Consider the following 26359-nt stretch of genomic DNA (forward strand, 5'->3'; position numbering starts at 1 on the left):
GCATGACCAACTCGCACGCCGCGCGGGACATCGACACCAGCAGGCCCCATTCCGCCCGGATGTACGACTACTACCTCGGCGGCAAGGACCACTTCGACGTCGACCAGCAGGCCGCCGGGAAGGTCGCGGAGGTGTTCCCGGCGATCTTCGTCTGCGCCCGGGAGAACCGCGCGTTCATGCACCGCGCCACCCGGGTCCTCGCCCAGGAGCACGGCATCCGGCAGTGGCTGGACATCGGCACCGGCATCCCCACCGAGCCCAACCTCCACCAGGTCGCCCAGGCCGTGGTGCCGGACGCCAAGGTGGTGTACGCCGACAACGACCCGCTCGTGCTGAAGTACGCGGAGCGGCTCATGCGCAGCACCCGTGAAGGCCGCACCACGTACATCCACGCGGACTTCACCGAGCCCGAGACGATCCTCAACGCCCCTGAACTTTCGCAGGCGTTGGACCTCACCAAGCCGGTGGCGCTCTCGCTCAACGCGCTGCTGCACTTCATCCCGGACGCGTGGGGCCCGTACGACATCGTTGCCCGGCTGCTCGACGCCCTGCCCTCGGGCAGCGCGCTGGCGCTGAGCCACTGCACGCCGGACTTCGACCCGGAGACCTGGCGCAAGCTCGTCGACATCTACATCAGTGCGGGCACCCAGGTGCAGGTGCGCTCCAAGGAGGAGGTCGGCCGCTTCTTCGAGGGGCTCGACCTGCTCGACCCCGGCGTCGCCGTCGGCCACCACTGGCGCCCGGACGAGGAGCCGACCAACACGGACGCCGAGGTCAGCCTGTGGACCGCGGTGGGTATCAAGCCCTAGCGCCGGAGCGTATGTCGACCGCGGTGAGCGCCAGGGCCAGCGGACCGGGGGCCAGGAAGGCCAGCGGTATCAGCATCCAGGCGCACAGGGCCGCGGTCGCCACCGCGAGGAGGACCAGGGCGCTGCCGCCCGTGTCGTGCACGGCGTCACGGGCGGCAGCGCGCAGGGCAGTCGGCCAGTCGGTGAGCGACTCGGGGCGGGCGCAGGCCCGCAGCGCCACGACGGTGGCGGCCGCCCCGATCGCGGCGGCCGACGTCGCGAAGGCCGGCGCCCCCGGGAGTCCCACCCGGGCCAGCGCCAGGTCGGCGGCGAACAGCAGCACTCCCGCGAGGGCGACCAGGCCCGCCGCGAGGTCGCCGGTGCGCATCCGTCGCCGTAGCAGCGCGAAGTACTGCCCGGCGGTGGCCGGGCGGTCCTCGCCCGCGCCGCGCAGCACCGCGCAGGCCGTGGACAGCGCGGCCGGTGCGGTCAGCAGAGGCAGACAGGCCACGGTGGTCGCGAGGCCGACGCTCAGGGTGTCGGCGAACAGGGTCATCCGCGGGCCGAAGACCTCGCCCGGCTCCCGTGCGCTGCGCATGGCGCTCATCCCTTCAGTCCCGAACTGGCCATGCCCTCCACCAGGAAGCGCTGGAAGGCCAGGAAGAACAGCACGATCGGCAGCAGGGCGATCACCGACATGGCGAACATCGGGCCGAAGGCCGACTGGCTGGAGGCGTCCACGAAGGAGCGCAGGGCGAGGGTGAGGGTGAACTTGTCCGGGTCGAAGAGGTAGATGAGCTGGGTGAAGAAGTCGTTCCAGGTCCAGATGAAGGTGAAGATCGCGGTGGTGATCAGGGCGGGGCGGGTGAGCGGAAGGATCACCTTGTAGAAGCTGCGGAACGGGCCGCAGCCGTCGATGCGGGCCGCCTCCTCCAGCTCGCGCGGCAGACCGCGCATGAACTGGACGACGAGGAAGACGAAGAACGCCTCCGTGGCCAGGAACTTCGGCAGGATCAGCGGCCAGTAGGTGTTCACCAGGCCGAGCTTGTTGAAGATGATGTACTGCGGGATCAGCACCGCGTGGTGCGGCAGCATGATCGTGGCGATCATGAAGGCGAACAGCGGGCCGCGCATCCGGAAGCGGAGACGGGCGAAGGCGTAGGCGGCCAGCGAGCAGCTGATGACGTTGCCGAGGACCGCACCGCCCGCGATCAGCAGGGAGTTGCCGAGCAGCCGCCAGACGGAGACGTCGTTCACGCCCTCGAAGGCGGTCCGGTAGTTGGACCACTCCAGGTGGCTGGGCAGGAGGTCGAGGCTCGCGATGACCTCGTCGGCGGGCTTGAGCGAGGTGGCGAGCAGCCAGGCCAGCGGGTAGAGCATGACCAGCAGCGCGGCCAGACAGCCGAGGTGCACGGCGATCCGGCCCCGGCGAACCGTCTTGCGGCGAGCGGCAGTTGGGACGGTCGTGGTCATCGGTCCCCCTCGGAGGCGTAGAAGACCCAGGAGCGCGAGGTGCGGAACAGCACCGCGGTGACGGCGCCGATCACGATCAGCAGCACCCAGGCCATGGCGGAGGCGTAGCCCATGTGGGAGGCGACGAAGCCGCGGTCGTAGAGGTAGAGGGTGTAGACGAGAGTCGAGTCGGCGGGGCCGCCCTTGCCGGCGCTGACGGCGAAGGCGGGGGTGAAGACCTGGAAGGCCTGGATGGTCTGGAGCACCAGGTTGAAGAAGAGCACCGGGGACAGCATCGGCACGGTGACGGAGACGAACTGCCGCCGTTTTCCTGCCCCGTCGACGGCCGCCGCCTCGTACAGCTCGGCCGGGATCTGTTGCAGTCCGGCCAGGAAGATGACCATGGGCGCACCGAACTGCCACACCGTCAGCAGGGCCACGGCGAGCAGCGCCCAGCCGGGTTCGGTGATCCAGCCGCCGGTGCCGAACAGGTGGTCCACCGTGCCGCCGTCGTTGAACAGCGCGCGCCAGACGAGGGCGATGGACATGGAGGCGCCGAGCAGCGAGGGCGCGTAGAAGGCGGAGCGGTAGAAGGCCCTGCCGCGCCGCATGTTCTTCAGGGCGAGGGCGACGGCCAGCGCGAGGGCGAGCTGAAGGGGTACGGCGATCACGACGTACGTCAGGGTCGTGGTGACCGAGCGCCAGTACCGCGGGTCCTCGGTGAACATCTGCGTGTAGTTGCGCAGGCCCACCCAGCGCGGTGCGTTGAACAGGTCGTAGTCGGTGAAGGAGAGGTACAGCGACACGGCCATCGGGAGCAGGGTGAGGACGGTCGCGCCGAGCACCCAGGGCGAGAGGAACACCCAGGCGGCGCCCTCCCGTTGGCGTTTCGGCCGCCGCTTCGAGGTGGCCGCCGTCGCACGCACCGCAGTGGCAGGTGTCTGTGTCGTCGTCATGACCTCAGCTCCGCCTTCGCCTCGGTGACGTAGTCCTCGGCCGCCTCGCGGGGCGACATCCGCTCGTACGACACCTGGTCGTAGTCGCGCTGGAAGGTGGTCTGAAGCGCGTTGTCGCCGGAGGGCGGGGCCTGTGGCGGGTCCTTGAGGGTGCCCTCCAGGGAGGCCTGGAAGTCGGAGACCGTCTTGTCGAAGTCCTTGAGCCGGGAGGGTGTCCGCTCGCGGATCGTCTCGTTGACGGGGATGCCGCGGGTCGCGCCGAGGATCTTCGCGGCCCCGTCGTCGTTGAGGAGGAAGTCGACGAGCGCGGCGGCCTCCTCGGGGTGACTCGTGTGAGCGCCGACACCGAGGAACATCGAGGGCTTGAAGTACTGGCCGGGTGTGCCGTCCTCGCCGGACGGCATCGGCGCGAGGGCGACTCCGGTGGGGACGAGGGCGAGGTAACCGCTGGACGGGGCGTCCCAGTTGAAGTCGGCGGTGGCCTTGCCGCGACCGAGCGGGGTGTTCTCGACGGAGCCGTCGAGCTGGGTGGTCTGCTCGGCGGGCGAGACGGCGCCCGCACGCCGGAGTCTGTCGGTGAACGTCCACCACTTGGTCAAGTCGTCGGCGGTGAAGCCGAGTCGGCTGTCCTTGGTGTAGAGGGCCTTGCCCTGGCCGCGCAGCCACACCTCGAAGGCGTCCTCGCTCTGGCCGGGGTCGGTGCCGCCGGGCTTGCCGGTCTTCGCGGCCAACTCCCGCATGTCGTCGGCCCATTGAGTCCACGTCCAGCTCTTGGTCGGGAGCGGGACCCCGGAGGCCTTCCACGCCTTGGTGTCGTAGACGACGGTCTCGGTGCCGCGGCCCTGCGGGACGGCGTACTGCCTGCCGTTCACCCGGCCGGTCGCGAGCAGGCCCGCGTCGATCTCCTCGGTGCGCAGGGTGTCCTCGACCCTGCCGAGGTCCAACAGGACGTGCCCGCTCGCGTATTGGTCGATCTGCCGGTAGTCGAGCTGCATCACGTCGGGGGCGTCGCCGCCCGTGGCCTGGATGGCGAGCTTCTGCTTGTAGGCGTCGTAGCCCGAGAACGATGTCTGCACCCGCACGTTCGGGTGCTGTTTCTCGAACAGCGCGACGGCCTGCTCGGTGCGGGCCGCGCGGTCGGGGTTGCCCCACCACGTGTAGCGCAGCACGACCTTGCCGCCGCCGGCCGACTCCCCTGATCCCCCGCAGCCGGTCAGCACCGCGCACAACGCGAGTGCGGCGGCCGACGCGCAGAACCCCTTTGTCCTGTGTCCGGGCATGCCGAGGTCACCTCTCCTCTCCTCGGACGGGTCTGTCGAAAGCGCCCTGCCGTCAGCAGGGTCGGGGCTTGCTCACCACGGCAGGCCGTCGAGGTGGGCCGCGACCCGGTCGCGGTCCCAGGCGCCGTCGGCGACGACGATCCGGTAGCGGTAGGCGAAGGAGGCGCCCGGCGGCAGCGTGAACTCCTCGAAGAACGCCCAGGAGAAGGCGACCGTCGGGATCGGCTCGGCGCGCACGAACCAGTGCGACTCGTGGATCGCCGTATCGGCGTCGAGGTTGTCGGGCGCGTGGGCGAAGACGAGTGTGGAGTGGCCGTCCACGTCGTCGTGTTCGGTGGTGTACGCGATCCAGGGGCCCTGAGTGCCCATCAGTTTCTCGGCGTCGGCGTCGGATTCGGGGGCGCGGACCGTGCCACCGGTGAAGTCTCGGGGGCCGCGCCACTGCAGTCCCGTGTATCCGGCGAGCTCGCGGCCCTCGGTGGTCGGGGAGCCGAAGACGAGGGGTTCGTCGCGGACGTTGGTGAGGCGGATCGACCAGTCCAGGGCCCAGGCACCGGCCTCCTCGTCGACGGAGTGGACGGTGATGCCGCGTACTTCGCGGGCCCACTCCTCGCCGTCGGCGGCGATCCAGGTGAGCTCCTCGGAGAAGGCCAGTTCGTCGTCCTCGACGGTGAAGTCGGCGAAGCGGTCGTGCCGCATCGAGCCGACGCGGTCCGGCAGCGGCAGGTAACCCTGCCCGTGGACATAGGAGTTGCCGCCCCAGAAGTTCTGGCCGGACAGATGGCTCGCCGTCATCTGAAGACCCTTGTGCCAGCGGTGGTCGCTGGGCCGGTAGCCGGTCACCGTGCGCCCGGCAAGGGTGCGGACCGGGTGCGCGTACGGCTTGCGCGCCTCGAAGGGGTCGGGGTCGGGGCGGTAGACGTACCGGAAGATCTCGGTGCCGTCCGCCGCCACGACCCCGATGTGGTCACCGTGGACGTGGCTGACTCGGATGCCCATGCGCGCTCCTCGGGGGCCAGTGGGGTGGTCTCCGTGCATGCTTGACGCACAGAAAGCGCTTGTTCCTGGAAGGCGACCCTAGGCTCCGGGAGAATGTCAGGACAACCCCTGTGCAGCGATACGAGGAACGTGTTGCGGATCGCGGCCCGGTGTCACCCCCTCAGCCGGTCGAAGCGGAACGGCTCCAGGGCCTTCGGGCGGTGCCCGGTGCGGACGTACTCGGTGAGTTCGTGGCCCGTGACCGGGCCCAGGGTCACCCCGAGCATGCCGTGGCCGGTGGCCGCGAAGGCGTTGCCGTAACCGGGGACTCGGTCGATGACCGGGAGCCCGTCGGGCAGGAAGGGACGGCCGCCGACCCAGGGGTCGCGGATCTGGCCGACGAGGTCGTCGGGGTCGTCGAACCAGCGGCCCAGGTAGTGCCGGCTGGCGAGCGCGACGGCGACGACGCGCCGCCAGTCGAGGCGGTTGTTGTTGCCGCTCAGCTCCATGGTGCCGCCGATGCGGGTGGTGGCGCCGATGGGCGAGGCGACCGCCCGGCGTTCGCCGAAGTACAGGGTGTGCCGGGGGGCCGGGTCCAGGTCCACGGAGAAGCTGTAGCCCTTGCCGGCCTGGAGCGGAAGCGGTTGCCCCAGCCCACGCAGCAGGGCCCCCGAACGCATGCCGGCCGCGATGACGGCGGCCGTGCAGGGGATCTCGCCCTCGGCGGTGCGCAGGGCGGTGATCCGGCCCGCGGAGGTGCGGAATCCGAGGGCCTCCGTGTTCTCGTGCACCTTCACCCCCGCGCCGGCCAGTGCCTCCCCCAGCCCGCGCGCGAAGGCCTCCGGGTCGACCACGCCCTCCCCCTCCACCAGGTAGCCGGCCTGCACCTGCGGGGACAGCGCGTCGTCCAGCAGCCGGGCCGCCGTCCCGGTGACGACGTCGTCGGGCATCGGGTAGCGGCCGTCGGCCATCTCCCGCTGGACCGCGAGGTGGTGGCGGGCCTCGGCCGGGGACAGGAAGGCGTGCACCATGCCGGGGCGGGTCAGGGTCGTCTCCACCCCCGCCTCGCGCAGGCCGTCGAAGAGGTCGAAGGTGTCACGGTTCAGCTCGGCGATCGCCGCGTAGCCGCGCCGGAACGCGGCCGGCGTACTGCTGCGCCAGAACCGCCACAGCCACCGCACGAACGCCGGATCCGGCAGCGGCCGCAGGTAGAGGGGCGAGTCCGGGCGGCCCAGGGAGCGCAGGGCATAGCGCACGACTCCCGGTGCCGGTACGGGCGTCGAGTGGCTGAGGCACACCCAGCCCGCGTTGCCCCGCGACACCCCGGAGCCGAGGCCGCGCCGCTCGACGACCTCGACCGCGAGCCCGGCCCTGGCCAGGTAGTACGCGGTGCACAGTCCCACCACACCGCCGCCCACGACCACGACGGGCCCGTCGCCGCTCGGACCGGTCATGACGCGGTCCCGTAGGCGGCGAGGAACTCCCGGGTGCGGGCCTGTCCGGGACGATCCAGGACGTCCTCCGGTCGCCCCTCCTCGACGATCCGGCCGCCGTCGACGAAGACGACGTGGTCGGACACCTCGCGGGCGAACGGCAGTTCATGGGTGACCAGCAGCATGGTCATGCCGTCGGCGGCCAGTTCGCGCATGACGCTGAGCACTTCACGGGTGGCCTCCGGATCGAGGGAGGAGGTGGGCTCGTCGAAGAGCAGTACTTCGGGGCGCAGCGCCAACGCCCTTGCTATGGCGACCCGTTGCTGCTCCCCGCCGGAGAGCTGCTCGGGCTGGGCGAGCCCCCGGTGCGCGACGCCGACCCGGCGCAGCAGGGCCACGGCCCGCTCCAGCGCCTCCTGTTCGCCGACGCCCGCCTTGCGCTGGGCGAGGACGATGTTCTCCACGGCCGTGAGGTGCGGGAAGAGGTGGAACCGCTGGAAGACCATGCCGACGGTACGGCGCAGTCGTGGCAGGTCGCGGCAGACGGTCCGCCCGTCGCGGTGCACCACTTCCCCGGCCACCTCGACCGTGCCCCGGTCGGGCCGTTCAAGGAGGTTGACGCAGCGCATCAGGGTCGTCTTGCCGCCGCCGCTCTGTCCGATGACGCTGACGATGCTGCCCCGGCCGACCTCCAGGCTCACGTCGTCGAGCACGAGCCGCCCGTCGAAGGACTTGCTCAGCCCCTCGATCCGAACGACCGTTTCCGTGCCGGCAGTCGGCGTGCTCTTCGCTGTGGTGACGGGCTCGGTCATACGGCCGCCTCCTTCCGGTCGGTTCGTGCGGCGAGGTCGGCGGCGAGCAGCGCACGGGCGGTGTGCACCCGGCGGCGGCGCCACGGCGACAGCGGGACGCCCGCCCGCACCTTGCGCTCCAGCAGCAGGAGGAGCTGGGAGAGCGGATAGCACAGGGCGAAGTAGATGGCGGAGATGACCAGGTACACCTCCAGCGCGCGGAAGGTCGCCGAGGTGATGAGCCGCCCCTCCGACATCAGCTCGGCGGCGGAGACAGTGACCAGCAGCGAGGTGGACTTCAACAGGTCGACCAGCATGGTGTTGGTGCCGGGGAGCGCCTGTCGTACCGCCTGTGGCAGCACGACATGGGCGAAGATGCCCACCCGGCCGATGCCGAGCGCCTCGCCTGCCTCCGTCTGCCCCGCGTGCACCCCGCTGATCGCCGAGCGGAAGATCTCGGACAGGTAAGCGGCGTAGAAGACGATCAGGCTGAGGCAGCCGGCGGTGAACACGTCCAGGCGGATACCGGCGGAGGCCAGGCCGAAGTAGGTGAGGAAGATGATGGCGAGCAGCGGGACGTTCTTGAACACCTCGGTGTAGATCGCGGCGACGGCCCGTGCGGGCCATGCCCTGCTCAGCCTGAGCAGCGCCACCGCGAGGCCGAGCACGACCGCGCCGACGAAGCTGACCACGGTGTAGGAGACGGTGCGGCCGAGGGCGTCGAGCAGGTCGGAGCGGTAGTCGGACCAGGGGACCTGGAAGAGACCGGACATGTCATCCCCTCACTTGGCGACGGACGGGGGCGTCCAGTCCGCGGGCCGGTCCACACCGCGGCGGGCGGTGGCGACATCGGCGGCCGGCTTCAGGAACTGCTCGGGGTCACCGCCGTACTTCTCGACGAGTTTCGCCATCTCGCCGTTGGTGTACATGGCGTCGATCTGCGCGGAGATCGCCTTCTCCAGCTTGGTGGCCTGCTTGGGGAGGTAGAAGCCGGTCTGGTACGGCTGGAAGTACGCGTAGGCGGGCTCGGCCTTGACCTCGGCGGCGGTCGGCGGGGTCAGGTACTCCGTCTTGATCTTGAGGTCGGGGCGCTCCTTCTGGGCCGCGATGATGATCAGCGGGTCGAGGAAGCCGACGTCGACGCGGCCGGCGCCGAGGTCGTCGAAGACGCCGTTGGCGTCGGGGTAGGCGTGCAGCTTGGCGCCGGGGACGGCCTGGATGGACTTGACCCAGACATAGCCTTCGACGGTGCCGAGGTTCAGGCCCTTGAGGTCGTCGACGGTCTTGTACGTCTTGCCGCTGCGGACGGCCATGGCGGGGGCGAGTAGTAGGGCGGGTCGGTGAACAGGCCCTGCTTCTGCCGGTCGGCGGACCAGGCGACGCCGCCGATGGTGATGTCAACGCGGCGGGACTGCACGCCGGCCAGCATGCCGGCGAAGTCCGTGACCTGCGGCTTGACCTGGAGGCCGAGCTTCTTGGCGATGTAGTTCAGGATGTCGCCGTCCAGGCCGACGATCCTGCCGCCCTTGATGCTGGTGTACGGGGCGTACGGCTGGACCGCCACCTTGATGACGCCGGGCGTCAGGGTGCCCAGGGCGGCGGTCTTCGCCGACACGTTCTTCGGGGCGTCATCGCCACCGGAGCCGCACGCGGCGACCGTGGACAGCAACAGCAGGGCGAGGAGGGGAGAGATGAGCGAACGCGCACGGATCATCGGCTCGGGCCTTCCGTCTGGGCGCTGAAGGGACCCGCCGTTCACCGCGCTGTGCCCTCGGCGGGGTACTGATTGGGGCCATACGCTAGAGATCACCCGCGCGGTCGTCACCGGTCACTTGGTACGAAGTTGTGGCCGAAAACGCCCCCTCCCCTGTACGGTGCGCCCAAACCTGCTCACCCCTCGGCGGGAGGAAAGCGCGTGCTGAGTCCCTCGCTGGCCCAGGAGATCGCCGCGGACACGTCCGCGGTCATCGGCTTCAACGTGCTGATCACCGACGCGGAGGGCATGGTGATCGGCAGCGGTGACACCAGCCGGGTCGGCTCCTTCCACGAGGCGTCCGTCGAGGTCGTCCGCACCCAGGAACCCGCCACCCACACCGCCGCGCAGGCCCAGCAGCTCCAGGGCGTACGGCCGGGCTGCACCCTGCCCCTGGTCACCGGCGGGCGGGCGGTGGGCACGGTCGGCATCACCGGCACGCCCGCCCAGGTGCGCCGCTTCGGCCTGCTGGTCAAACGCCAGACGGAGATCCTGCTGCGCGAGTCCGTGATGCTGCGCTCCCGTCTGCTCGCCGAGCGGGCCGCGGAGACACTCCTCACCGACATCGCCTCGTACGACCCCCAGGTCGTCGAGGGCGAGTTCCTGAGGTTCCGGGCCGCCGAACTCGGCTTCGACCTGCGGCTGCCCCGGGTGGCGGTGGCCATCGAGGTGACCATGCCCTCGAGGCCCGGGCGCCGGCACCCCACTCCCACCCAGGACATCGCGCTGGTCCGCTCGGAGCTGCTGCGCACGGTCCGTGAGGTCTTCGCCGATCCGCAGGACATCGTCGCCACCACGGCCCCGGCTGGATCGGCGTCCTGCACCGCCTGCCCACCGAGCACCCGGCGACCCCGCTCGCCGACCGCTGCCGTCGGGTCACCGACGTCATCGCCGCGCAGGACGGCCTCACCGCCCGCGCGGGCATCGGCGAGCCCGCCTCATCGGTCGGCGGTCTGCACGACTCCTACCAGGACGCCTGCGACGCACTCCGCCTCGGCGCCCGCCTGTCGGGCGGCTCCCGCGTCCACGTCATCACCGATCTGCGGGTCCACCAGCTCCTGGCCGCGGTGGGCCAGCCCGCCCGGACCCGGCTCCTCGAACTGACGGCAGCGAAACTGCGCGCCCAGCCGGACTGGCCGGCGCTCCGCGACACGATCACCGCGTGGTGCGAGAACGGCTTCAACCTGGTCCGGGCCTCCGCGGCCCTGCACATCCACCGCAACACGGTCGTCTACCGCATGAACAAGATCGAGCAGATCACCGGCCGCCCGCTGCGGGAACACCGGACGACCATGGCCCTCTACTTGGCGTGCCTCGCGGATCAACTGGCCAGGGGCGGCGAGGAGTTGTGACCGCCGACGCGGCGGGGCGGCCCCTGGGCCGACGCGAGAGCGACGGGGGCCGGGAACAGCCAGATGGAGGGACCGGCGAGGGCAGGCGACCCCCGCCGGTCGATCCGGTCAACTTGCCTTGCAGGTGCTCCCGTTGAGGGTGAACGCGGTCGGGACCGTGTTCGTGGACCCCTTGCTCGCGATGAACCCGACGGTCACCGAACCGGCCGCCGGGATGCTCGTCGTGTAGGAGGCAGGCGTGACCTTGACCGTGCCGCCGTCCTGCGCCGCCGTGCCGCCCCACATGTTGGAGATGCTCTGCCCGTCGGCGAAGGCGAAGCCCAACGTCCACCCGTTGATCGCGGCGCTACCGCCGTTCCCGATCGTCAGTTCGCCCTGGAAACCTCCCGGCCACTCCCCCACCACGCGGTAGCCGACGGAGCAGGACAGGGTCGGCGCCCTGCTCGTCGTGACGTTCACCGTGGCGGAGCGGGCCGAGCGGTTGCCGGCCGCGTCACGGGCGTAGACGGCGAAGGTGTACGTCGTCTCGGCGGCCAGCCCGGTCACCGTGGCGGAGTTGCCGGTGGCGGTGGCGACCCTGGTCTCGGTGCCGTCCGCGATGCGTACGACGTCGTAACCGGTGACGCCGACGTCGTCCGTGGCTGCGGTCCAGGTGAGCGTGGCGGAGGTGGCCGTCACCGAGGACGCGGTGGGGGTGCCGGGAGTGGTCGGGGCCTGGGTGTCGCCCGTGCCCGAACCGGCGTAGACCGTCGCTTCCTTGGCGGTCTGCGCGATGCCGTTCGCGCCGTTGAACGCGCGCTGCCCCCACGAACTCAGCTGCGTGGGATCGAAGTTGATGGCCAGGTCCAGGATCGGGTCGGTGTTGCCGCTCCAGGACCAGGCCAGGTAGCCCAGCTTCAGCTGCTGCGCCGTGGCCATCATCGTGTCCTCGTCCGGGTCGCCGTACTGGTCGGCCGGACCCCCGAACTCGCCTATGAGGATGGGCAGTTCGGCATCCACGAAGGCGTTCAGATAGTCGGTGATCTCGGCCGCGGTGTCGAAGACGCTGTACATGTGGATCGAGAAGATCAGGTTGCCGGTGGGGTCGGCGGCGTAGACGGCCTTGGCGTTGGCGCGCATCACGCCCTGCCAGTCCTGGCCCCAGTTGGGCGCGTCCACCATGAGCAGGTGGTCCAAACCGGCGGCGCGCAGCTTCTTCACGGCGGCGATGGTGGGGTCGGTCCAGCCGGCCGGGTTCGTGTTGCCCCAGGGCTCGTTGCCGATGTTGATGGCGATGTAGTTCTCCTGGCCGGCCAGGACGCCCTTCAGGCCGATCCAGTAGTCGGCTGCCTCGTCGAGCGTGCCGGCCGCGCTGTCCTCGCCGTAACCAGTGGTGTCGTGGACCTCAAGGACGCAGATCAGCCGGTTGGCCTTGCACTGGGCGATCACGTCGGCCACGTCCGCGGCGCTGTTCGCGCTCCAGCGGTGGCCGTCGGCGAGGACGACGCGGACCGTGTTGGCGCCGAGCGCCTTGATGTCCGCCAGCGACTGCTTGGTGCGGCCCGGGTACCAGGTGTGGGCGGCGTTGACCCCGCGCATCACGAAGTCGTTGCCGTTGCCCTCCAGCAGCCGTCCGTCACTGATGTGCAGTCCGGCGGCGAGGGCGCCACGCGCCTGCGCGGCGACGGGGAACATCGCGCCGCCGAGGACGAGCCCGAGCAGGGCCGCCAAGGTCGTCAGCAGACCGGGTAACGAGCGGTTTCGAGTCGTGCTTCTTGTTGTTCTCACTGCGACTCCAGGGAGTGAGCGCCAAGAAGTTCAGGGAAGGGGAAGGAGAGGAATGGAAGGAGACGAGATGTGGGAGCGCTCCCATGAAGCCACTTCGCCAAGTACACGTCAAGGTCTTGGCGCAGGGCTTGCTGACCGGATCCGGCTCAGGACATGCCGAGCAGCGAGGCGAGCGTCCCGGTGAAAGCGGCCGCCGACTGGTCGGCATGCGCGCGGATCCGCGCGGCGACGGCGTCCGCTCCCCCGCCCTCCACCAGCCGGCCGAGCCGGTCGATGCGGCGTCCGTGGCCCTCCGGGGCGTCGGGGGCGGTGGTCAGATAGAAGTCCGCCGCGTCGTAGGCCAGGTGGAAGACATGCTTCTTCACCTGGCTCAGCGTGAGGTAGTCGTCGTGGGTCGTCGGTACCGGCTCGGGCGCGCCGACGCACAGGACCGGGGTGCCGGTGCCCCAGGCGTTGACGGCCAGGTGGTAGGTGTCCGTGATGACCAGGCGATAGCGCGGGAGGACTCCCAGCAGGTCGCCGACGGTGGGCGTGCCCGGGCGGGCCGCGATGGCGCCGGCCTGCGCGGGGATCTCCCGGTCGAACCAGGGCAGCCACTCCAGCGGGGCCCCGAGGCGGTCGGAGACCTTGCGGCAGAAGCCGGGCAGCCAGTCGGGGATGGTCGAGCGGGCGCCGAGGAACACGCCGATCGCGCCGCCGTCCGGGACCTCCCGGGACCAGTCCGTGGTCGGGAGGTGGTCGAGGTCGCCGGGGCGGGAGAGCAGGGCCGCGTCCGAGCCGAAGTACTCGGCCGTACGGTCCCCGCGCAGGTGGGCGATCTTGGCCGCCGAGAGGGGCTCCCGCATCCAGACCCGGTGGCTGCGCGTCATCAGGCGCGTGAACAAGGGGCCGTACTCCTTGTCCTCCAGGTCGGCCTGTGTGTTGTGGAGGATCGTGCCGCCGTAGCTGAGGGTGCGCGCGAGGAGCTCGTCCGGCTGGTCGGCCAGCAGCAGGGTGCGGTGCAGCAGGGCCCGGGCGGAGTCCCGGTCCGCCGCGAACCCGAAGTCCAGGAGGCGGTTCGTCGCGTCCTGCTCCAGGTAGTGCCGTGCGTGCAGGAAGTCGCCCCAGAAGACCACGGCGTCGTGATCGCGCAGCTCGTCGAGGTGATCGGACAGGGAGCGGAAGCGGAACGGGAAGTCGGTGCCCCGGGCGCCCGCGCGCAGCTCCACGGTCTCCGGCAGGTGCAGGGTGTACCAGTTCGCGTCGATCTCGCCGCCCATCCGCCGGCGCATGGACTCGAACGCCAGGTCCACCGTCAGCATCCCGGTGTTCCGGTATCCGATGTTCGGCGCGGTGATGACGGCGACGCGTGCCATGTGGTCCTTTCCCTCAGCCGGTGCCGGCGCCGGCGGAGTGGCGCACGGATCACCGGCAAACCTACAGGTCGACGTGGACCGGAGGGCGACCCGGCCCCGCGCCGGCGGCTACGCCCCGTCGTGCACCAGGCCCGCCACATGGGCGGTCACCGTGTCGAGGATGTCGGCCCAGGCCGACTCGTCGCCGAGGACGAGGTAGTTGAGGGTCAGCCCGTCGGTCATGGCGGCCAGATAGCGGGCCAACACCGAGACGGGGACCTGGAGTTGGAGGTCCATGCCGGCGCGCAGCTCGTCGATGAGGTGGGCGTACGCGTCGACGTAGAGCTCGTACTGGCGGCGGGCCAGGTGCTCGAAGCCGGGCTCACGGAGGGCGTACTGGGTGAGTTCGTAGGTGAGCATGTGCTCGTCGGGGTGGGCGCGGACGTGGTCCCAGTAGGCCTGGAACCCGGCCCGGACGGTGTCCACCAACGTGTCCCTGGGCTTCAGCGCCTCCTTCACCACCGTCACGGAGTGATCCGTGAGAGCCGTGATCACGGACTCGACGAGCGCCTGCTTGGAGTCGAAGCAGTAGTGGAAGACGCTCAGGGACACGTCCGCCTCGGCGGCGATGGACCGGGTCGTCGTCTTCGCGACGCCGTCCCGGGCCATCGCCCTGATGGCAGCCTCCGTCAGCTGTCTGCGCCGCTCGGCCGACGGCATGCGTGCCATGTGTGTCCTCGGTTCGGGTGCGTCAGGCGCTGTGGACGCCCACTTCGTAGAGCGAGTATCCCCAGTCGGTGCCGCGGTCGAGGCCGTGTACGCGGACGTAACGGGCCGGTGTGCCCGCGAACTTGGCCGTGTCCAGGCCGCCGTCGCCGGAGGTGGTGGACCAGACGGTCTGCCAGGTGGAGCCGTCGGTGGAGAGTTCGATGTTGTACGACTTCCCGTACGCCCGCTCCCAGTCCAGCGTCACCTTGGAGACCCGGTTGGTGGAGCCCAGATCGACCTGCCACCACTGGTCGTCGCTCCAGTCGCTGGCCCAGCGGGTGGAGCCGTCACCGTCCACGGCCCGGCCCGGCTGGTAGCTGGTGAAGGGGTTCGACTCGGACGAACTGGCCGTCGCCGTACGCCCGCCCGCCAGATTGACCGAGGCCTGGTGCTGCTCCGTCGCACCCCAGGTGTCGAGGTAGGACTCGGCGCCCCGGAACAGGTCGTTGACGACGTCCTCCCCACCGACCTTGCGGATGTCCTCGATCCAGTCCGGGATCATGCCGACCATCGCCGCGCCGTCGGTGTTGAAGTCGAAGGTACGGTCGCCGCTGGTCTGCTTGTCGATGACGGAACCGCCGTCGACGCTCTTGAAGGGGTACGTCACCTTGTTCGCGGCGTCCGCTCCGCGCGGGGCGGGGTGGTCGCCGATGCCGTTGAAGTCGGTGCCGAAGCCGTAGCCGACGCCGTACTTGTCGCGCAGTGCCTTGGTACGGGCGGCCTCCGCGACGAAGCCCTCGGAGCCGTGCATGTACTGGGCGACGAAGCCGCCGAGGCTGTAGACGCGCTCGGTCCAGTTGAGGTCCATCCAGCTGTGCGAGGAGAGCACGCCGGCGTAGGAGTCGGCCTCGAAGATGTCCAGCGCCTGGCCGACGGCCTTGACGCTCATGTGGTCGATCTCCAGCATCATCTTGCGCTTCTCCATGCCCCGCACGGCGTACTCGCCGAGTTCGGTGAGCCCGCGTTTGTTGCACTGCGCGTCCGAGTCGTACGAGGGGACGTCCACGCCGGCCGGCAGGTCGTCCTCGGCCTCGGAGGTGGCGTTGCCGATCGGGTTGTCGTGCTGCGGCCCGGTGCACTTCTCGGTCTGCCAGAAGGTGCCGGTGGACAGGAACTGCCCGACGTTGATGGCCGTTCCGAGGCCGCCGGAGTCGAAGCGGACGCCGCAGAGCGCGTTGTCGAACTTGTGGCACAGGAACATCGAGCGCACCCCGAGCGAGTACAGCTCGTCGAGCCCCTTGTCGATGTCGGCCTTGCTGCACTGCGGGATGTCGAGGATCTGCTTGCAGCCGAAGGGCTCGGAGGTCTCGACGCCGAGGATGACGGCGAGCTTGCCCTGCTTGATGACCTCGCGGGCCTGCGCGCTGTCGGTGACGATCCGGAACCAGCCCTTCCCGGTGCCGCCGTACATCTTGTCGATGTAGTCCTGGAGTTGGTACGTCAGCTTCGCCTGGAGCCGGATCGAGGTCATCTCGTCGCAGCTGCGGTCCTTGAAGGGGTAGACCGAGCAGATCACGCCGTTGGTGACGAGGTCGTTGACCAGCACGCGCTGGCCGCCGCGCCAGGCGCGCTCGACCCAGGCGTAGTAGTTGGCCTGGTGGGTCATCGAGTCGTAGGCGGGCCAGTCCTTGAAGGTGGGCCAGCCGACCGGGTCGTGCTTGCCGTCGCCGCCGTGGGTGATGTAGTCGAAGATCGCGAGGGTGCCGTCGGGGTAGTGCTCGGGACAGTCCTTGAGCGCGTCGGCGACTCCGGCCTCGGAGAACACCTTGCCGCAGATCAGCCGACCGCCGAAGGCCTCGTTGGAGAACAGGTGGTTGTGCGCGTCGACGAACCCGCGGACCTCGCCTGCGGAGTTGGTGCCGGTGAAGGGTTCGCCGGTGACGTTGACCTGGACGTCCGGGGTGGGCCGCGCGGTCGGGTCCCACCAGTTGCCGCTCGCCGCCGAACTCGGCGTCGGGCCGAGGACGACGGCCAGCACCAGGAGGAGCAGCGACATCATGGTGACGTTCCTGCGTCTGCGGTACGAGCGTCGGGTCTGCGTCACTGCCCACGTCCCTCGGTCGGCGGGATCGCGCGGTTGACCAACCCATGAGGCTGTCATGACCTGCGCAAGGTACGACGAGGATCGGGGCGGACGCCTTCCGAGTCAAGAGTCCGGGACGCTTGACCTGATAACTGGCACCGCCGGAAAAGCGATTGACGTGTGTCCGTCCCCGAAGGTCGGATGACACCCCATGACCACAGGGCGACTCCACCCCGACCTGCATCCCATCGACGAGGACCTCGTACGGCGGCTCGTCGCCGGCCGGTTCCCGCGGTGGGCGGAGCTGCCGGTGGAGAGGTTTCCGTCCGGCGGGACGGTCAACGCGATGTACCGGCTCGGCGCGGACATGGTCGTACGACTGCCGTTGGTGGCAGGCGGCGCGCGGGATGTGGCACTGGAACGGGAGTGGCTGCCGCGGCTCGCGCCCCTGCTGCCCACGGCCGTCCCCGAGGTGCTCGCAACCGGGGAGCCCGCCGAGGGTTTTCCGTGGCCGTGGTCGGTGTACCGATGGCTGTCGGGGCGGAATCCCGAGGCGGGGGCGTTGAGCGAGCCCGTGCGACTGACCGAGGATCTGGCCGGGTTCGTGACGGCGATGCGGGGTGTCGGTCTGCCGGGCGCGCCGCGGGCCCACCGGGGTGGACCGCTGTCCGAACTCGACGCTGAGACCCGGGCCGCGATCGAGCGGCTGCGCGGGATTCCCGAGGAGGGCGTCGACTGCGATGCGGTGACCGCCGTATGGGAGGGCGCCATGCGGGTCCCGGACCGGGAGGGGGATCCCGTGTGGCTGCACGCCGACCTGATGCCGGGCAATCTGCTGGTGGACGCGGGACGGCTGACCGCGGTGATCGACTTCGGGTGCATGGGAGTGGGCGATCCGGCCTGCGACCTGTTCCCGGCGTGGAACCTGCTGCCCGCCGACGCGCGGGCGGTCTTCCGCGAGGCACTCGACGTGGACGAGGCGGCCTGGCGGCGCGGGCGGGGACGGACGCTGTCGCAGGCGGTGATCGCGCTGCCGTACTACCGCAGGACGAACCGGGCGATGGCCGACAACGCGAGGCATGTGATCCGGGAAGTGCTGGGCGAGAGCTGAGGTCCTGAGGGACCGTCAGTGTTCGGCCAGGACAACCGCCTTGCGGATTCCGGGACTTGTGGTGGCGATGACGGCCACGAGGAGGCCGATCCCCGACAGGGCGAGGACGGCGGCCCGGGGGCCCACGCCGTCCAGCAGCGCTCCGGCGATCAGCGAACCGAACGGAATGGCACCCCAACTGACCAGCAGGACGACGCTCTTGACCCGGCCGAGCATGTGGTCCGGGATGACCTTGTACTGGTAGCCGACCACGACCACGTTCCACACGGGGCTGACGAAGGCCATCGCCGCCACCAGCGGGCCGAGGGTCAGCGGGGTGGGCATGGCGGCGATCGGCACCAGCAGCGCCGCCCACAGCCAGGCCGCGCCGATCGCCACCGTCCTGGGCGGCAGCCGGCGCTGGATCCAGGGCGCGGCGAACGCCCCGGCCAGGCCGCCGAAGCCGAAGAAGCCGAGCACCGCGCCGGTGACACCGGCGGAGGCGCCCAGGTGGCGGGCCAGCACGATCACCACCAGGGTCAGCGCCTGGAACATGATGTTGGCCAGCGCCATGCACACCACGGTGACCCGGATGAACGGCTGCCCGAGCAGCCACCGCACCCCGGCGCCCACCTCCTGCCACCAGGGACCGGCCGGCTCCCGGCGTCGGACCCGTAGATCCGCGCGGATGAAGGCGAGAGTGGTGAAGGAGGCGACGTACGACAGCGCGTCGGCCAGGAAGGGCAGGGCGTGCGAGACGCCGTACAACAGGCCGCCAAGGGGCGGACCGGCCAGGCCCGCGCCCGGGACTTGGCCTCCTGCTGAGCGAGCGCCGGGGTGAGTTGCCCGGGGGTGACGAGCGAGGGCAGGACCGACTTCTCGGCCACGCTGAAGAAGACGAAACACGTGCCGCCGACGAAGCCCGCCGACAGGAGTTGGGTGTACGTCAGCCGGTCCAGCCACAGCGCCACCGGGATGCTGCCCAGCGCCACGACCCGGACGGCCTCGCACCACAGCATGACCCGCCCGCGCTCCAGCCGGTCCAGAACCGCCCCCGCGGGCAGGTAGAACAGCAGATACGGGAGGGTGGAGACGAACCCCGCCAGACCTGCCCGGCCCGGCGATCCGGTCATGGCCAGGACGATCAGCGGGACGGCGACGGAGGACGTGCGGGTGCCGAGGGTCGAGAGCACCTGGCCGGACCACAGCAGCACGAAGTCCCGGTTGCGCCACAGCGATTCGGGTGCCGCACGCGCGTCCCCCGACGCGCGGGATCCGGCGTTCGTCTCCGTCACTCGGCCGTCAGTCCACGGGCCAGGTGTGCGCGGGTGCGTTCAGGTGCATGTAGTCCTTGTATGTCATGGTCATCCGCCGCAGCGCCTCCCGGCGGTCCGAGGTGGCCGTCTTCTCCAGGTGGTGGACCGTCTCGGCCTGCCACAGGGCGCCGTTGCGGGCGGTGACGCAGCGCTGTTCGATGATGCCGAGCATGGGCTCGCGCCAGGTCGCGTCGAGGCCGGCCAGCTCCAGGCCGCGGTGGGCCAGGGGCAGCAGGCGGCGCAACACCAGTTCCGTGACCGGGACTTCGCCTACGCCGGGCCAGTAGAGGCGGGCGTCGATGCCGTCGCGGGCCGCGGTGTGCAGGTTCTCCTCGGCGACCGAGAAGGACATGCGGGTCCACACCGGGCGGTCCTCGTCGACCAGGGCGCGGGTCAGGCCGTAGTAGAACGCGCCGTTGGCGATGATGTCGGCCACGGTGGGCCCGGCGGGCAGGACGCGGTTCTCGATGCGCAGGTGCGGGCCGCTGTCGGTGACGGCGTAGACGGGGCGGTTCCAGCGGTAGATCGTGCCGTTGTGCAGGGTCAGTTCGCCCAGTTGCGGGACACCGCCGCCGTCGAGGGCCTCCTGCGGGTCCTCGTCGTCGCAGAGCGGGAGGAGGGCCGGGAAGTAGCGGACGTTCTCCTCGAACAGATCGAAGACGCTGGTGATCCAGCGCTCCCCGAACCACACCCGGGGCCGTACCCCTTGGGCCTTGATCTCCTGCGGGCGGGTGTCGGTGGCCTGCTCGAAGAGCGGGATACGGGTCTCGCGCCAGAGCTCCTTGCCGAAGAGGTAGGGCGAGTTCGCCGCCAGGGCGGTCTGCACGCCGGCGATCGCCTGGGCCGCGTTCCAGTAGTCCGCGAACTCCTTGGGGGCGACCTGGAGATGGAACTGGGTGCTGGTGCACGCGGCCTCGGGCGTGATGGCGTCGGCGTACATCGACAGCCGCTCCACGCCGTCCACCCTGATCCGCAGGTCCTCGCCGCGGGCCGCGAAGATCTGCTCGTTGAGGAGCTTGTAGCGCGGATCGCCGGACAGGGCGGCCTCGCCGACGTCCGTCTCCCACAGGGTCGGCAGGATGCCGATCATGATGAGGTGCGCGCCGACGGCCGCGGCGCGTTCCTCGGCGTGGTTGAGGGCGTCGCGGATCGCCCGCTCCCACGCCCCGGGGCCGCCGGTCGTCAGCTCCCTGGGCGGAACGTTGATCTCCAGGTTGAAGCGGCCCAGCTCGGTCGACCAGGCGGGGTCGGCGATCGCCCGGAGCACCTCGGTGTTGCGCATCGCCGGGCGTCCGTCGGCGTCCACCAGGTTGAGCTCGATCTCCAGACCGACCTGAGGGCGCTCACTCTCGAACCCCGACTCGCGCAGCATCTGCGCCAGCACATCCAGGCAGGTGTGCATCTTGTCCCGGTACCGGCGGCGGTCCTCCCGCGTGAACACCAGGGCGGGCACATCACGTCCCATCGGGCCCTCCCGAGTCCCCTCGGCGGATACCTTTCGTCCCAGAGTCCCACCACCTGCGCACCCCGGACAAGGCGTACCGCCGGTGCTGAACTGGGTCGACACCGCGAAGGGGTACCCCGATGAGCAGACCGCAGTCCGAGTTCCACCGCCCCGAAGCGCCCTGGCACCGGCCACCGGGGGCCGCCGAGGGCGTGTGGGAGCAGATGCTGGCCGAGGATCCGGAGACCGGGGACGCCACCGTGCTCCAGCGGTACGAGCCGGGGGCGGACACCAGCGCGCAGGGCTCGGTGCGGCACGACTTCCACGAGGAGGTGTATCTCCTCGACGGCTCCCTGACCGACCTGCGACTGGACGAGACCTTCACCGCGGGCATGTACGCCTACCGGCTGCCGGGCATGGAGCACGGGCCGTGGACGAGTGCGGAGGGTGTGCTGATGCTCGTCAGACGCGCGCGGTGAGGCGCGGGGCCGTCTTTCTTGGCCAACTCTTGGGATTGGCATGGACCTGTTCATGATCAGTGGCTAAGCTCGGCCGCGCATCTGGATGAGAGCGCTCTCACCGTTCTGCTGTTCCACCCCCACCTCGCTGGAACAACGAAGGGGCACTCCCTTGAGACGCACCACAGCCATGCGCACCGCCCTGTCCGCACTCCTCCTCCTCGGCACCTGGGCGACCGCCGGCGCCCTTCCCGCCTCGGCCGCCGACTCCCCCGCCCGCGCCGCGGCACCCGCTTCCTCCGCGCTGATCTCCGCGATGCAGCGCGACCTCGGCCTGACGAAGCACCAGGCACTGGCACGGCTCTCCGCCGAGAAGACGGCAACTGCCGTGGAACGCAAGGCGAAGCGGGCCGCCGGAGCCTCGTACGGCGGCTCCTGGTTCGACTCCCGCAGCGGGAAGCTGACCGTCGCCGTCACCCGCGGCGCGAACACCGAGGCCGTCCGCGCGACCGGCGCCACCGTACGCCTCGTCGAGCACAGCGCACGGCAACTCGACGCGGCGAAGGCCCACATCGACGAACTGGCCGCGCCCAAGGGGGTCGGGAGCTGGTACGTCGACCAGAAGGCCGGCTCGATCGTCGTGAACGTCGTCACCGCGAACCGCGATGACAACGATGTCCAGGCCTTCCTGGCCAGGGCTCGCAAGGCCGGACCGGTCGAGGTGCGCCAGATCGCCCAGGCCCCGAGCACCTTCGCCGCCGGGACCGTCGGCGGCGACCCCTACTACACCGGCAACGTCCGCTGTTCCATCGGCTTCTCGGTGTACGGCGGTTTCATCACCGCCGGGCACTGCGACCAGCACACCGGCGCCGTGTACGGCTGGGACGGCTCCTACGTCGGCAACTTCCAGGGCTCGTCGTTCCCGGACAACGACTACGCCTGGGTGAACGTCGGCAGCGGCTGGTGGACCGTCCCGGTGGTGCTCGGCTGGGGCACCGTCTCCGACCAGCTGGTCCGCGGCTCGGTGGAGGCCCCCGTCGGCGCCTCCATCTGCCGCTCCGGCTCCACCTCGCACTGGCACTGCGGCACGGTCCTGGCCAAGAACGAGACCGTCAACTACAGCCAGGGCGCGGTCTACCAGATGACCAAGACGAACGTCTGCGCCGAGCCCGGTGACTCCGGCGGCTCCTTCATCAGCGGCGACCAGGCACAGGGCGTCACCTCGGGCGGCTGGGGCGACTGCACCTCCGGCGGCGAGACCTGGTACCAGCCGGTCAACGAGATCCTCAACCGGTACGGGCTGACCCTGCACACGGCCTGACATCCACAACGAAGGGCGCCCGACCGGGAGTTGCCGGTCGCGCGCCCTTCCCTCAAGCACCGCTCACACGTACTCGGTCGCCGCGTCCAGCAGCCGGTCCGTCGGACAACCGGCGAAGGAGGAGCGCAGCAACACCCAGAAGCCCGCCCGAAGTTGGTCGCGGGCGACCAGCACGACCTGAGTGCGGCCCAGCGCGGTCTGGGCACAGCGGCCCGGGGCGAAGCCCCGTGGGTGCAGGCCGAGCCGACAGCCATGGGCGAGGAGGTCACGGGCGCGCGGCCCGCCGACCAGGAGGGTGGTCCGGGCGCAGCCATGGCGCGGTCGACTTGGCGACGGATTCGGCGAGTTCGCGCCGGATGTCGGCTCCGGTGGCCTTGCCGTCGAGGAGTTGTGCGGTCACCTTCGCTGCTCCTTCCCGGGGTCAGCCACGGAGACGGGACATCGTCGGGTCGAACAGCGGCTCTTCGGCTACGACCGCCTCGATCCGCTGGTCGAAGTAGCCGATGTGGACCGTCGTGCCGGGGGCGGTGAGTTCCGACGGGAGCCAGGCGTACGCGATGCCCTTGCCGATCGTGTAGCCGTACGCCGCGCTCGTGACGTAGCCGACCGCGCGGTCGCCGTCGTACACCGGCTCCTTGCCCATGACGACCGACCGCGGGTCCTCGATGGTCAGACAGGTCAGCTTCCGTCGGACGTCGGCCTTGCGGCGCACCAGCGCCTCCTTGCCCACGAAGTCCTCCTTGTCGAGCTTGACCGCGAAGCCGACGCCGGCCTCGTACGGGTCGTGCTCGTACGTCATGTCGGTGCCGAAGGAGCGGTAACCCTTCTCCAGGCGCAGGCTGTTGAAGGCGCCGCGCCCCGCGATGACGCCGCCGAGCGGTTCGGCCGCCGCCCACAGGGTGTCCCAGAGCTTCTGGCCGAGGTCGGCGGTGGTGTACAGCTCCCAGCCGAGTTCGCCGACGTACGACAGGCGCATGGCTGTCACCGGGACGGAGCCGATGTGGGCGCGCTTGGCGCGGAAGTACTTGAGGCCGTCGCCCGAGAAGTCCTCGTCCGTCAGGGGCTGGAGGACCTTGCGGGCCAGCGGGCCCCACAGGCCGATGCAGCAGGTGCCCGGCGTGATGTCGCGGACCTGGACCGTGCCGTCGGCCGGGAGGTGGCGGCCGAACCAGTCGAGGTCGAGGTTGCCGTTGGCGCCGACCTGGAAGAGGTCACGGGCGAGGCGGGCCACGGTGACGTCGCTGCGGATGCCGCCGTCGTGGTCGAGGAGGAGCGTGTACGTCACCGAGCCGACGGACTTGGCGACCTTGCCGGTGACCAGGCGCTCCAGGAAGTCCGCGGCGCCGGGGCCGGAGACTTCGAGGCGCTTGAGGGCCGTCATGTCGTAGAGGGCGACGGTCTCACGGGTGGCCTGGGCCTCGGCGCCGACGACGGGCGACCAGAACTGCGCGGCCCAGTCGTTCGGGGTGGGGATCGAACGGCCTTCCAGCAAGGCCGCGTTGGCCTCGTACCACTGCGGGCGCTCCCAGCCGTTCGCCTCCAGGAACACCGCGCCGTGCTCCTGCTGGCGGGCGTAGAAGGGGCTCTTGCGGATCGGGCGCGGGTCGCCCGACGGCTGGAGGGGGTGGAGGATGTCGTAGACCTCTTCGAAGTTGCGGCAGTCGCGGGCCAGCACGTACTCGGGGGTGAGCTGGTGCGGCTCGAAGCGGTTGACGTCGCACTCGTGCAGGTCGAAGGAGGAGCAGTAGCCGTCGACCAGCCATTCGGCCATGGCGCGGCCGACGCCCGCGGAGTGGGTGACCCAGACGGCCTCGGCGACCCAGAAGCCCTTGACGTCCGGGGACTCGCCGAGGAGCGGGAAGTTGTCGGTGGTGAAGGAGAAGAGGCCGTTGATGCCCTCCTCGATCTTCGCCTCCTGCGTCGCGGGGAGCAGGGACTGGGTCTCGGTCCAGGCGGGGACGAAGTCGTCCTCGGTGAACTTCAGGACCGAGGGCATCTCGTCGGCCTCGTCGACGGAGAGGATCTCGTCGGCGGTGATGGGCATCGGGCGGTGGCCGTAGTAGCCGATGCCGATGCCGTCGAAGCGGTCGCGGTAGTAGAGGTCGGCGTCCTGGTGGCGCAGGATCGGGCGGACCGCTTCCTCGGTCTGGCCGGCGAGGGCCGGTATCGGGCCGGTCCAGGCCAGTTGGTGGGCCAGCGGGGTCAGCGGGAGGTTCATGCCGGCCATGCGGGCGATCTTCGGGCCCCAGATGCCGGCGCAGCAGACGACGATGTCGGCCGGCAGGTCGCCCTGGTCGGTGCGGACGCCGGTGATCTCGCCGTCGGCCCGGAGGATGTCCAGGACCTCGTGGCGGGGCAGGAAGGTGACCCCGCGCTCGGTGGCGCGGCGGATCTGCGCCTCGACGGCGAGGACCGCCTTGGCGAGGCCGTCGGTGGGGACCAGGAGGCCGCCGAGGACCTTGTCGCGGTTGACCAGCGGGTGCTGTTCGAGGCACTCGTCGGCGGTCAGGAGGCGCGCCTCGATGCCCCAGGCGGTGATCCAGCCGTGGCGGCGGTGCAGTTCCGTCAGGCGCTCCGGGGTGGTCGCCACTTCGAGGCCGCCGACCTGAAGGAAGCAGGGCTTGCCGTCGACGTCGAGGGAGCAGAACTTCTCGACCGTGTAGCGGGCCAGCTCGGTCATCGTCTTGGACGAGTTCGCCTGGAAGACCAGGCCCGGGGCGTGTGAACTGGAGCCTCCGGTGGCCGGCAGCGGGCCCTGGTCGACCACGGTCACTTCGGTCCAGCCTCGTGCGGAGATCTCGTCCGCGAGGGCCGCTCCCACGACGCCCGCTCCGATGATCACCACTCGGGGTCCCGCCATCGCCGCACCTCCGAAATCAAAACCGGCTAGTTGCTTTGTGCGCAACGCGATTCAGGTTGCGCAACTCAGCGTGCCTGTCCCGGGGAGGGGGTGTCAAGGGGTCCGTGACGTCGGAAAACGCCCGGAAACACGGGCCCGGACACGGCAATGCCCGGCGGGCGGCACGCGAGAAGGCGCGCCGCCCGCCGGGCATGTTCGACCGGTCTGCCCGGCTCGGCTACTTGAGCCAGGCGTCCACCTTGTCCTTGTTGGCGTCGACCCACTTCTTGGCCGCCGCGTCGTCCGTCATCTTGTCCTGGGCGATGTACTTGGCGACCTCGTTCTGGTCGTCGTTCGTCCAGTTGAAGTTCTTCACCAGGTTGTAGGCGGGGCTGCCCGACTTGGCGAACTTCGTGCTGACGATCTTGTTGAGGTTGTAGACGGGGTAGTCGCAGGCGACCTTGGCCGCGTCGGCGTCACAGCCGTCCTTGTAGGCGGGCAGGCTGACCTTCTTCAGCGGGACCTCGGACAGGAACCACTGGGGCTCGTAGAAGTAGCCGATGACCCACTGCTTGTTCTTCTCGGCGGTGCGGAAGGCCTGGATGAGCGCGGTCTCGCTGCCCGCGTACACCACCTTGAAGTCGAGCTTGAGGTTCTTCACCAGGGCCGCGTCGTTGGTGACGTACGAGGGGTCGCCGTCGAGGAGCTGGCCCTTGCCGCCCGACTCGGAGGTCTTGAAGTTGGACGCGTACTTGTTGAGGTTCTTGTAGTCGAGGATGTCGGGGTGCGCCTTGGCCAGCCACGGCGGCACGTACCAGCCGATGATGCCCTTGTTGCCGGTCTGCCCGGCGTCCACGGCGGTCTTCTGCTCGGTTATGTACTTCTTCACCAGGTCGGCGTGGCCCCAGTTCTCCAGGACCGCGTCGACCTCGCCGGTGCCGAAGCCCTGCCAGGCGATCTCTTCCTTCAGGTTCTTCTTGTCGACCTTGCAGCCCAGGCTGTGTTCCGCGACGTACGCGACGACCGCCGCGTCCGCCTCGTAGCCCACCCAGGGGTTGACCGCGAGGTTGAAGGTGCCGCACTTGCCGGAGCTGCCCGCGCTGTTCGAACCCGAGGAGGTGTCGCCGACCTTCGCGCCACCGCACGCGGTGAGGGTGAGGCCGAGAACGGCCAGGCCGGCCGCGCCGGCTCGCCAGTGTCTTGCCATGGTGTGGTG

Annotated in this window: 24 protein-coding genes and 4 pseudogenes; 7 read left to right on the top strand and 21 right to left on the bottom strand. The window is 70.2% G+C overall.

The genetic code is table 11. The annotated features are described in order from the left end of the window. Positions 1 to 2 precede the first annotated feature (2 nt). The gene (locus tag ACQEWB_RS03960; RefSeq protein WP_432827066.1) at positions 3 to 809 is read left to right on the top strand and encodes an SAM-dependent methyltransferase; all 807 of its coding nucleotides are present in this window, start codon (positions 3 to 5) and stop codon (positions 807 to 809) included. On the opposite strand, the gene ACQEWB_RS03965 is transcribed toward ACQEWB_RS03960, so the two are convergent. The 10 genes from ACQEWB_RS03965 to ACQEWB_RS04010 form a co-directional block, all read right to left on the bottom strand. After that, positions 799 to 1395, bottom strand: coding sequence for a hypothetical protein (locus ACQEWB_RS03965; RefSeq protein ID WP_432827068.1), 597 nt, complete (start codon positions 1393 to 1395; stop codon positions 799 to 801). The genes ACQEWB_RS03960 and ACQEWB_RS03965 overlap by 11 nt on opposite strands. Continuing rightward, the gene (locus tag ACQEWB_RS03970; RefSeq protein WP_432827070.1) at positions 1392 to 2261 is read right to left on the bottom strand and encodes a carbohydrate ABC transporter permease; all 870 of its coding nucleotides are present in this window, start codon (positions 2259 to 2261) and stop codon (positions 1392 to 1394) included. The genes ACQEWB_RS03965 and ACQEWB_RS03970 overlap by 4 nt, the downstream gene beginning before the upstream one ends. Further along, positions 2258 to 3196, bottom strand: coding sequence for a carbohydrate ABC transporter permease (locus tag ACQEWB_RS03975; protein WP_432827072.1), 939 nt, complete (start codon positions 3194 to 3196; stop codon positions 2258 to 2260). The genes ACQEWB_RS03970 and ACQEWB_RS03975 overlap by 4 nt, the downstream gene beginning before the upstream one ends. Next, on the bottom strand, positions 3193 to 4476 hold the full coding sequence (locus ACQEWB_RS03980; protein WP_432827074.1) for an ABC transporter substrate-binding protein: 1284 nt from the start codon (positions 4474 to 4476) through the stop codon (positions 3193 to 3195). The genes ACQEWB_RS03975 and ACQEWB_RS03980 overlap by 4 nt, the downstream gene beginning before the upstream one ends. A 72-nt stretch (positions 4477 to 4548) precedes the next feature. Further along, positions 4549 to 5475, bottom strand: coding sequence for a PmoA family protein (locus ACQEWB_RS03985; protein ID WP_432827076.1), 927 nt, complete (start codon positions 5473 to 5475; stop codon positions 4549 to 4551). Between the two features lie 152 nt (positions 5476 to 5627). Then, positions 5628 to 6908, bottom strand: coding sequence for an NAD(P)/FAD-dependent oxidoreductase (locus ACQEWB_RS03990; protein ID WP_432827078.1), 1281 nt, complete (start codon positions 6906 to 6908; stop codon positions 5628 to 5630). Further along, positions 6905 to 7699 carry an amino acid ABC transporter ATP-binding protein gene (locus tag ACQEWB_RS03995; protein ID WP_432827080.1) on the bottom strand — a complete coding sequence of 265 codons (795 nt, stop codon included), beginning with the start codon at positions 7697 to 7699 and terminating at the stop codon, positions 6905 to 6907. The genes ACQEWB_RS03990 and ACQEWB_RS03995 overlap by 4 nt, the downstream gene beginning before the upstream one ends. Next, positions 7696 to 8451 carry an amino acid ABC transporter permease gene (locus ACQEWB_RS04000; protein WP_432827082.1) on the bottom strand — a complete coding sequence of 252 codons (756 nt, stop codon included), beginning with the start codon at positions 8449 to 8451 and terminating at the stop codon, positions 7696 to 7698. The genes ACQEWB_RS03995 and ACQEWB_RS04000 overlap by 4 nt, the downstream gene beginning before the upstream one ends. A 9-nt stretch (positions 8452 to 8460) precedes the next feature. Continuing rightward, positions 8461 to 8991 carry a substrate-binding periplasmic protein gene (locus ACQEWB_RS04005; protein WP_432827084.1) on the bottom strand — a complete coding sequence of 177 codons (531 nt, stop codon included), beginning with the start codon at positions 8989 to 8991 and terminating at the stop codon, positions 8461 to 8463. After that, positions 8937 to 9392 (bottom strand): substrate-binding periplasmic protein, encoded by a 456-nt coding sequence (locus tag ACQEWB_RS04010; RefSeq protein WP_432827086.1) that lies wholly within the window; start codon positions 9390 to 9392, stop codon positions 8937 to 8939. The genes ACQEWB_RS04005 and ACQEWB_RS04010 overlap by 55 nt, the downstream gene beginning before the upstream one ends. Before the next feature lie 264 nt (positions 9393 to 9656). Between ACQEWB_RS04010 and ACQEWB_RS04015 the strand changes: the two are divergent. The 3 genes and pseudogenes from ACQEWB_RS04015 to ACQEWB_RS04025 form a co-directional block, all read left to right on the top strand. After that, positions 9657 to 9935, top strand: a pseudogene (locus tag ACQEWB_RS04015) (sugar diacid recognition domain-containing protein); the annotation flags it as partial. A gap of 323 nt (positions 9936 to 10258) precedes the next feature. Continuing rightward, a pseudogene (locus ACQEWB_RS04020) lies at positions 10259 to 10366 on the top strand (sugar diacid utilization regulator); the annotation flags it as partial. Positions 10367 to 10498: 132 nt separating this feature from the next. After that, a complete protein-coding gene (locus ACQEWB_RS04025; protein ID WP_432827088.1) occupies positions 10499 to 10783 on the top strand; it encodes a PucR family transcriptional regulator in 285 nt (94 codons plus the stop codon). A 108-nt stretch (positions 10784 to 10891) separates the two neighbouring features. Here the strand turns inward: ACQEWB_RS04025 and ACQEWB_RS04030 are convergent, their stop codons facing one another. From ACQEWB_RS04030 to ACQEWB_RS04045, 4 genes are all read right to left on the bottom strand, one after another. Beyond that, positions 10892 to 12550 (bottom strand): cellulase family glycosylhydrolase, encoded by a 1659-nt coding sequence (locus ACQEWB_RS04030; RefSeq protein ID WP_432827090.1) that lies wholly within the window; start codon positions 12548 to 12550, stop codon positions 10892 to 10894. A gap of 146 nt (positions 12551 to 12696) precedes the next feature. Continuing rightward, a complete protein-coding gene (locus tag ACQEWB_RS04035; protein WP_432827092.1) occupies positions 12697 to 13905 on the bottom strand; it encodes a hypothetical protein in 1209 nt (402 codons plus the stop codon). A 108-nt stretch (positions 13906 to 14013) separates the two neighbouring features. Then, on the bottom strand, positions 14014 to 14613 hold the full coding sequence (locus ACQEWB_RS04040; protein ID WP_432827094.1) for a TetR/AcrR family transcriptional regulator: 600 nt from the start codon (positions 14611 to 14613) through the stop codon (positions 14014 to 14016). Between the two features lie 22 nt (positions 14614 to 14635). Continuing rightward, entirely contained in the window at positions 14636 to 16651 is a 2016-nt protein-coding gene (locus tag ACQEWB_RS04045) for a galactose-binding domain-containing protein (protein ID WP_432843633.1), read from the bottom strand. 235 nt (positions 16652 to 16886) lie between these two features. Here ACQEWB_RS04045 and ACQEWB_RS04050 point away from each other — a divergent pair, with 235 nt between their 5' ends. Then, entirely contained in the window at positions 16887 to 17786 is a 900-nt protein-coding gene (locus ACQEWB_RS04050; protein ID WP_432827096.1) for an aminoglycoside phosphotransferase family protein, read from the top strand. A gap of 15 nt (positions 17787 to 17801) precedes the next feature. Here the strand turns inward: ACQEWB_RS04050 and ACQEWB_RS04055 are convergent, their stop codons facing one another. The 3 genes and pseudogenes from ACQEWB_RS04055 to ACQEWB_RS04065 form a co-directional block, all read right to left on the bottom strand. Further along, positions 17802 to 18671 (bottom strand): MFS transporter, encoded by an 870-nt coding sequence (locus tag ACQEWB_RS04055; RefSeq protein WP_432827098.1) that lies wholly within the window; start codon positions 18669 to 18671, stop codon positions 17802 to 17804. Next, positions 18605 to 19060: pseudogene (locus tag ACQEWB_RS04060) on the bottom strand (MFS transporter); the annotation flags it as partial. The pseudogene ACQEWB_RS04060 and the gene ACQEWB_RS04055, both read right to left, overlap by 67 nt. Positions 19061 to 19067: 7 nt before the next feature. Then, entirely contained in the window at positions 19068 to 20546 is a 1479-nt protein-coding gene (locus ACQEWB_RS04065) for a glutamate--cysteine ligase (RefSeq protein ID WP_432827100.1), read from the bottom strand. A gap of 119 nt (positions 20547 to 20665) precedes the next feature. On the opposite strand from ACQEWB_RS04065, the gene ACQEWB_RS04070 reads away from it, so the two are divergent. Beyond that, positions 20666 to 21004 (top strand): cupin domain-containing protein, encoded by a 339-nt coding sequence (locus ACQEWB_RS04070; protein ID WP_432827102.1) that lies wholly within the window; start codon positions 20666 to 20668, stop codon positions 21002 to 21004. 169 nt (positions 21005 to 21173) lie between these two features. After that, positions 21174 to 22304, top strand: a complete 1131-nt coding sequence (locus tag ACQEWB_RS04075; RefSeq protein WP_432843635.1) for a S1 family peptidase — start codon at positions 21174 to 21176, stop codon at positions 22302 to 22304. 63 nt (positions 22305 to 22367) lie between these two features. Here the strand turns inward: ACQEWB_RS04075 and ACQEWB_RS04080 are convergent. From ACQEWB_RS04080 to ACQEWB_RS04095, 4 genes and pseudogenes are all read right to left on the bottom strand, one after another. Then, positions 22368 to 22607 (bottom strand): annotated as a pseudogene (locus tag ACQEWB_RS04080) (sarcosine oxidase subunit gamma); the annotation flags it as partial. Next, a complete protein-coding gene (locus ACQEWB_RS04085) occupies positions 22570 to 22704 on the bottom strand; it encodes a hypothetical protein (RefSeq protein WP_432827104.1) in 135 nt (44 codons plus the stop codon). The gene ACQEWB_RS04085 and the pseudogene ACQEWB_RS04080, both read right to left, overlap by 38 nt. A gap of 21 nt (positions 22705 to 22725) precedes the next feature. Then, a complete protein-coding gene (locus ACQEWB_RS04090; RefSeq protein WP_432827106.1) occupies positions 22726 to 25164 on the bottom strand; it encodes a GcvT family protein in 2439 nt (812 codons plus the stop codon). Positions 25165 to 25381: 217 nt separating this feature from the next. Further along, a complete protein-coding gene (locus tag ACQEWB_RS04095) occupies positions 25382 to 26350 on the bottom strand; it encodes an ABC transporter substrate-binding protein (RefSeq protein ID WP_432827108.1) in 969 nt (322 codons plus the stop codon). Positions 26351 to 26359 lie beyond the last annotated feature (9 nt).

The organism is Streptomyces sp. CA-249302 (genome assembly GCF_050936785.1).
Classification (GTDB): Bacteria; Actinomycetota; Actinomycetes; order Streptomycetales; family Streptomycetaceae; genus Streptomyces.

What these genes read in the sequence shown, in the direction of transcription:
- ACQEWB_RS04075 (WP_432843635.1), top strand. Translation starts at nt 21,174, where the DNA reads ATGCGCACCGCCCTGTCCGCACTCCTCCTCCTCGGCACCTGGGCGACC.
- ACQEWB_RS04070 (WP_432827102.1), top strand. Translation starts at nt 20,666, where the DNA reads ATGAGCAGACCGCAGTCCGAGTTCCACCGCCCCGAAGCGCCCTGGCAC.
- ACQEWB_RS04000 (WP_432827082.1), bottom strand. Translation starts at nt 8,451, where the DNA reads ATGTCCGGTCTCTTCCAGGTCCCCTGGTCCGACTACCGCTCCGACCTG.
- ACQEWB_RS04035 (WP_432827092.1), bottom strand. Translation starts at nt 13,905, where the DNA reads ATGGCACGCGTCGCCGTCATCACCGCGCCGAACATCGGATACCGGAAC.
- ACQEWB_RS04065 (WP_432827100.1), bottom strand. Translation starts at nt 20,546, where the DNA reads ATGGGACGTGATGTGCCCGCCCTGGTGTTCACGCGGGAGGACCGCCGC.
- ACQEWB_RS03960 (WP_432827066.1), top strand. Translation starts at nt 3, where the DNA reads ATGACCAACTCGCACGCCGCGCGGGACATCGACACCAGCAGGCCCCAT.
- ACQEWB_RS03980 (WP_432827074.1), bottom strand. Translation starts at nt 4,476, where the DNA reads ATGCCCGGACACAGGACAAAGGGGTTCTGCGCGTCGGCCGCCGCACTC.
- ACQEWB_RS03970 (WP_432827070.1), bottom strand. Translation starts at nt 2,261, where the DNA reads ATGACCACGACCGTCCCAACTGCCGCTCGCCGCAAGACGGTTCGCCGG.
- ACQEWB_RS04005 (WP_432827084.1), bottom strand. Translation starts at nt 8,991, where the DNA reads ATGGCCGTCCGCAGCGGCAAGACGTACAAGACCGTCGACGACCTCAAG.
- ACQEWB_RS04045 (WP_432843633.1), bottom strand. Translation starts at nt 16,651, where the DNA reads ATGATGTCGCTGCTCCTCCTGGTGCTGGCCGTCGTCCTCGGCCCGACG.
- ACQEWB_RS03990 (WP_432827078.1), bottom strand. Translation starts at nt 6,908, where the DNA reads ATGACCGGTCCGAGCGGCGACGGGCCCGTCGTGGTCGTGGGCGGCGGT.
- ACQEWB_RS03965 (WP_432827068.1), bottom strand. Translation starts at nt 1,395, where the DNA reads ATGAGCGCCATGCGCAGCGCACGGGAGCCGGGCGAGGTCTTCGGCCCG.
- ACQEWB_RS04010 (WP_432827086.1), bottom strand. Translation starts at nt 9,392, where the DNA reads ATGATCCGTGCGCGTTCGCTCATCTCTCCCCTCCTCGCCCTGCTGTTG.
- ACQEWB_RS04040 (WP_432827094.1), bottom strand. Translation starts at nt 14,613, where the DNA reads ATGGCACGCATGCCGTCGGCCGAGCGGCGCAGACAGCTGACGGAGGCT.
- ACQEWB_RS04090 (WP_432827106.1), bottom strand. Translation starts at nt 25,164, where the DNA reads ATGGCGGGACCCCGAGTGGTGATCATCGGAGCGGGCGTCGTGGGAGCG.
- ACQEWB_RS03975 (WP_432827072.1), bottom strand. Translation starts at nt 3,196, where the DNA reads ATGACGACGACACAGACACCTGCCACTGCGGTGCGTGCGACGGCGGCC.
- ACQEWB_RS03995 (WP_432827080.1), bottom strand. Translation starts at nt 7,699, where the DNA reads ATGACCGAGCCCGTCACCACAGCGAAGAGCACGCCGACTGCCGGCACG.
- ACQEWB_RS04095 (WP_432827108.1), bottom strand. Translation starts at nt 26,350, where the DNA reads ATGGCAAGACACTGGCGAGCCGGCGCGGCCGGCCTGGCCGTTCTCGGC.
- ACQEWB_RS03985 (WP_432827076.1), bottom strand. Translation starts at nt 5,475, where the DNA reads ATGGGCATCCGAGTCAGCCACGTCCACGGTGACCACATCGGGGTCGTG.
- ACQEWB_RS04050 (WP_432827096.1), top strand. Translation starts at nt 16,887, where the DNA reads ATGACCACAGGGCGACTCCACCCCGACCTGCATCCCATCGACGAGGAC.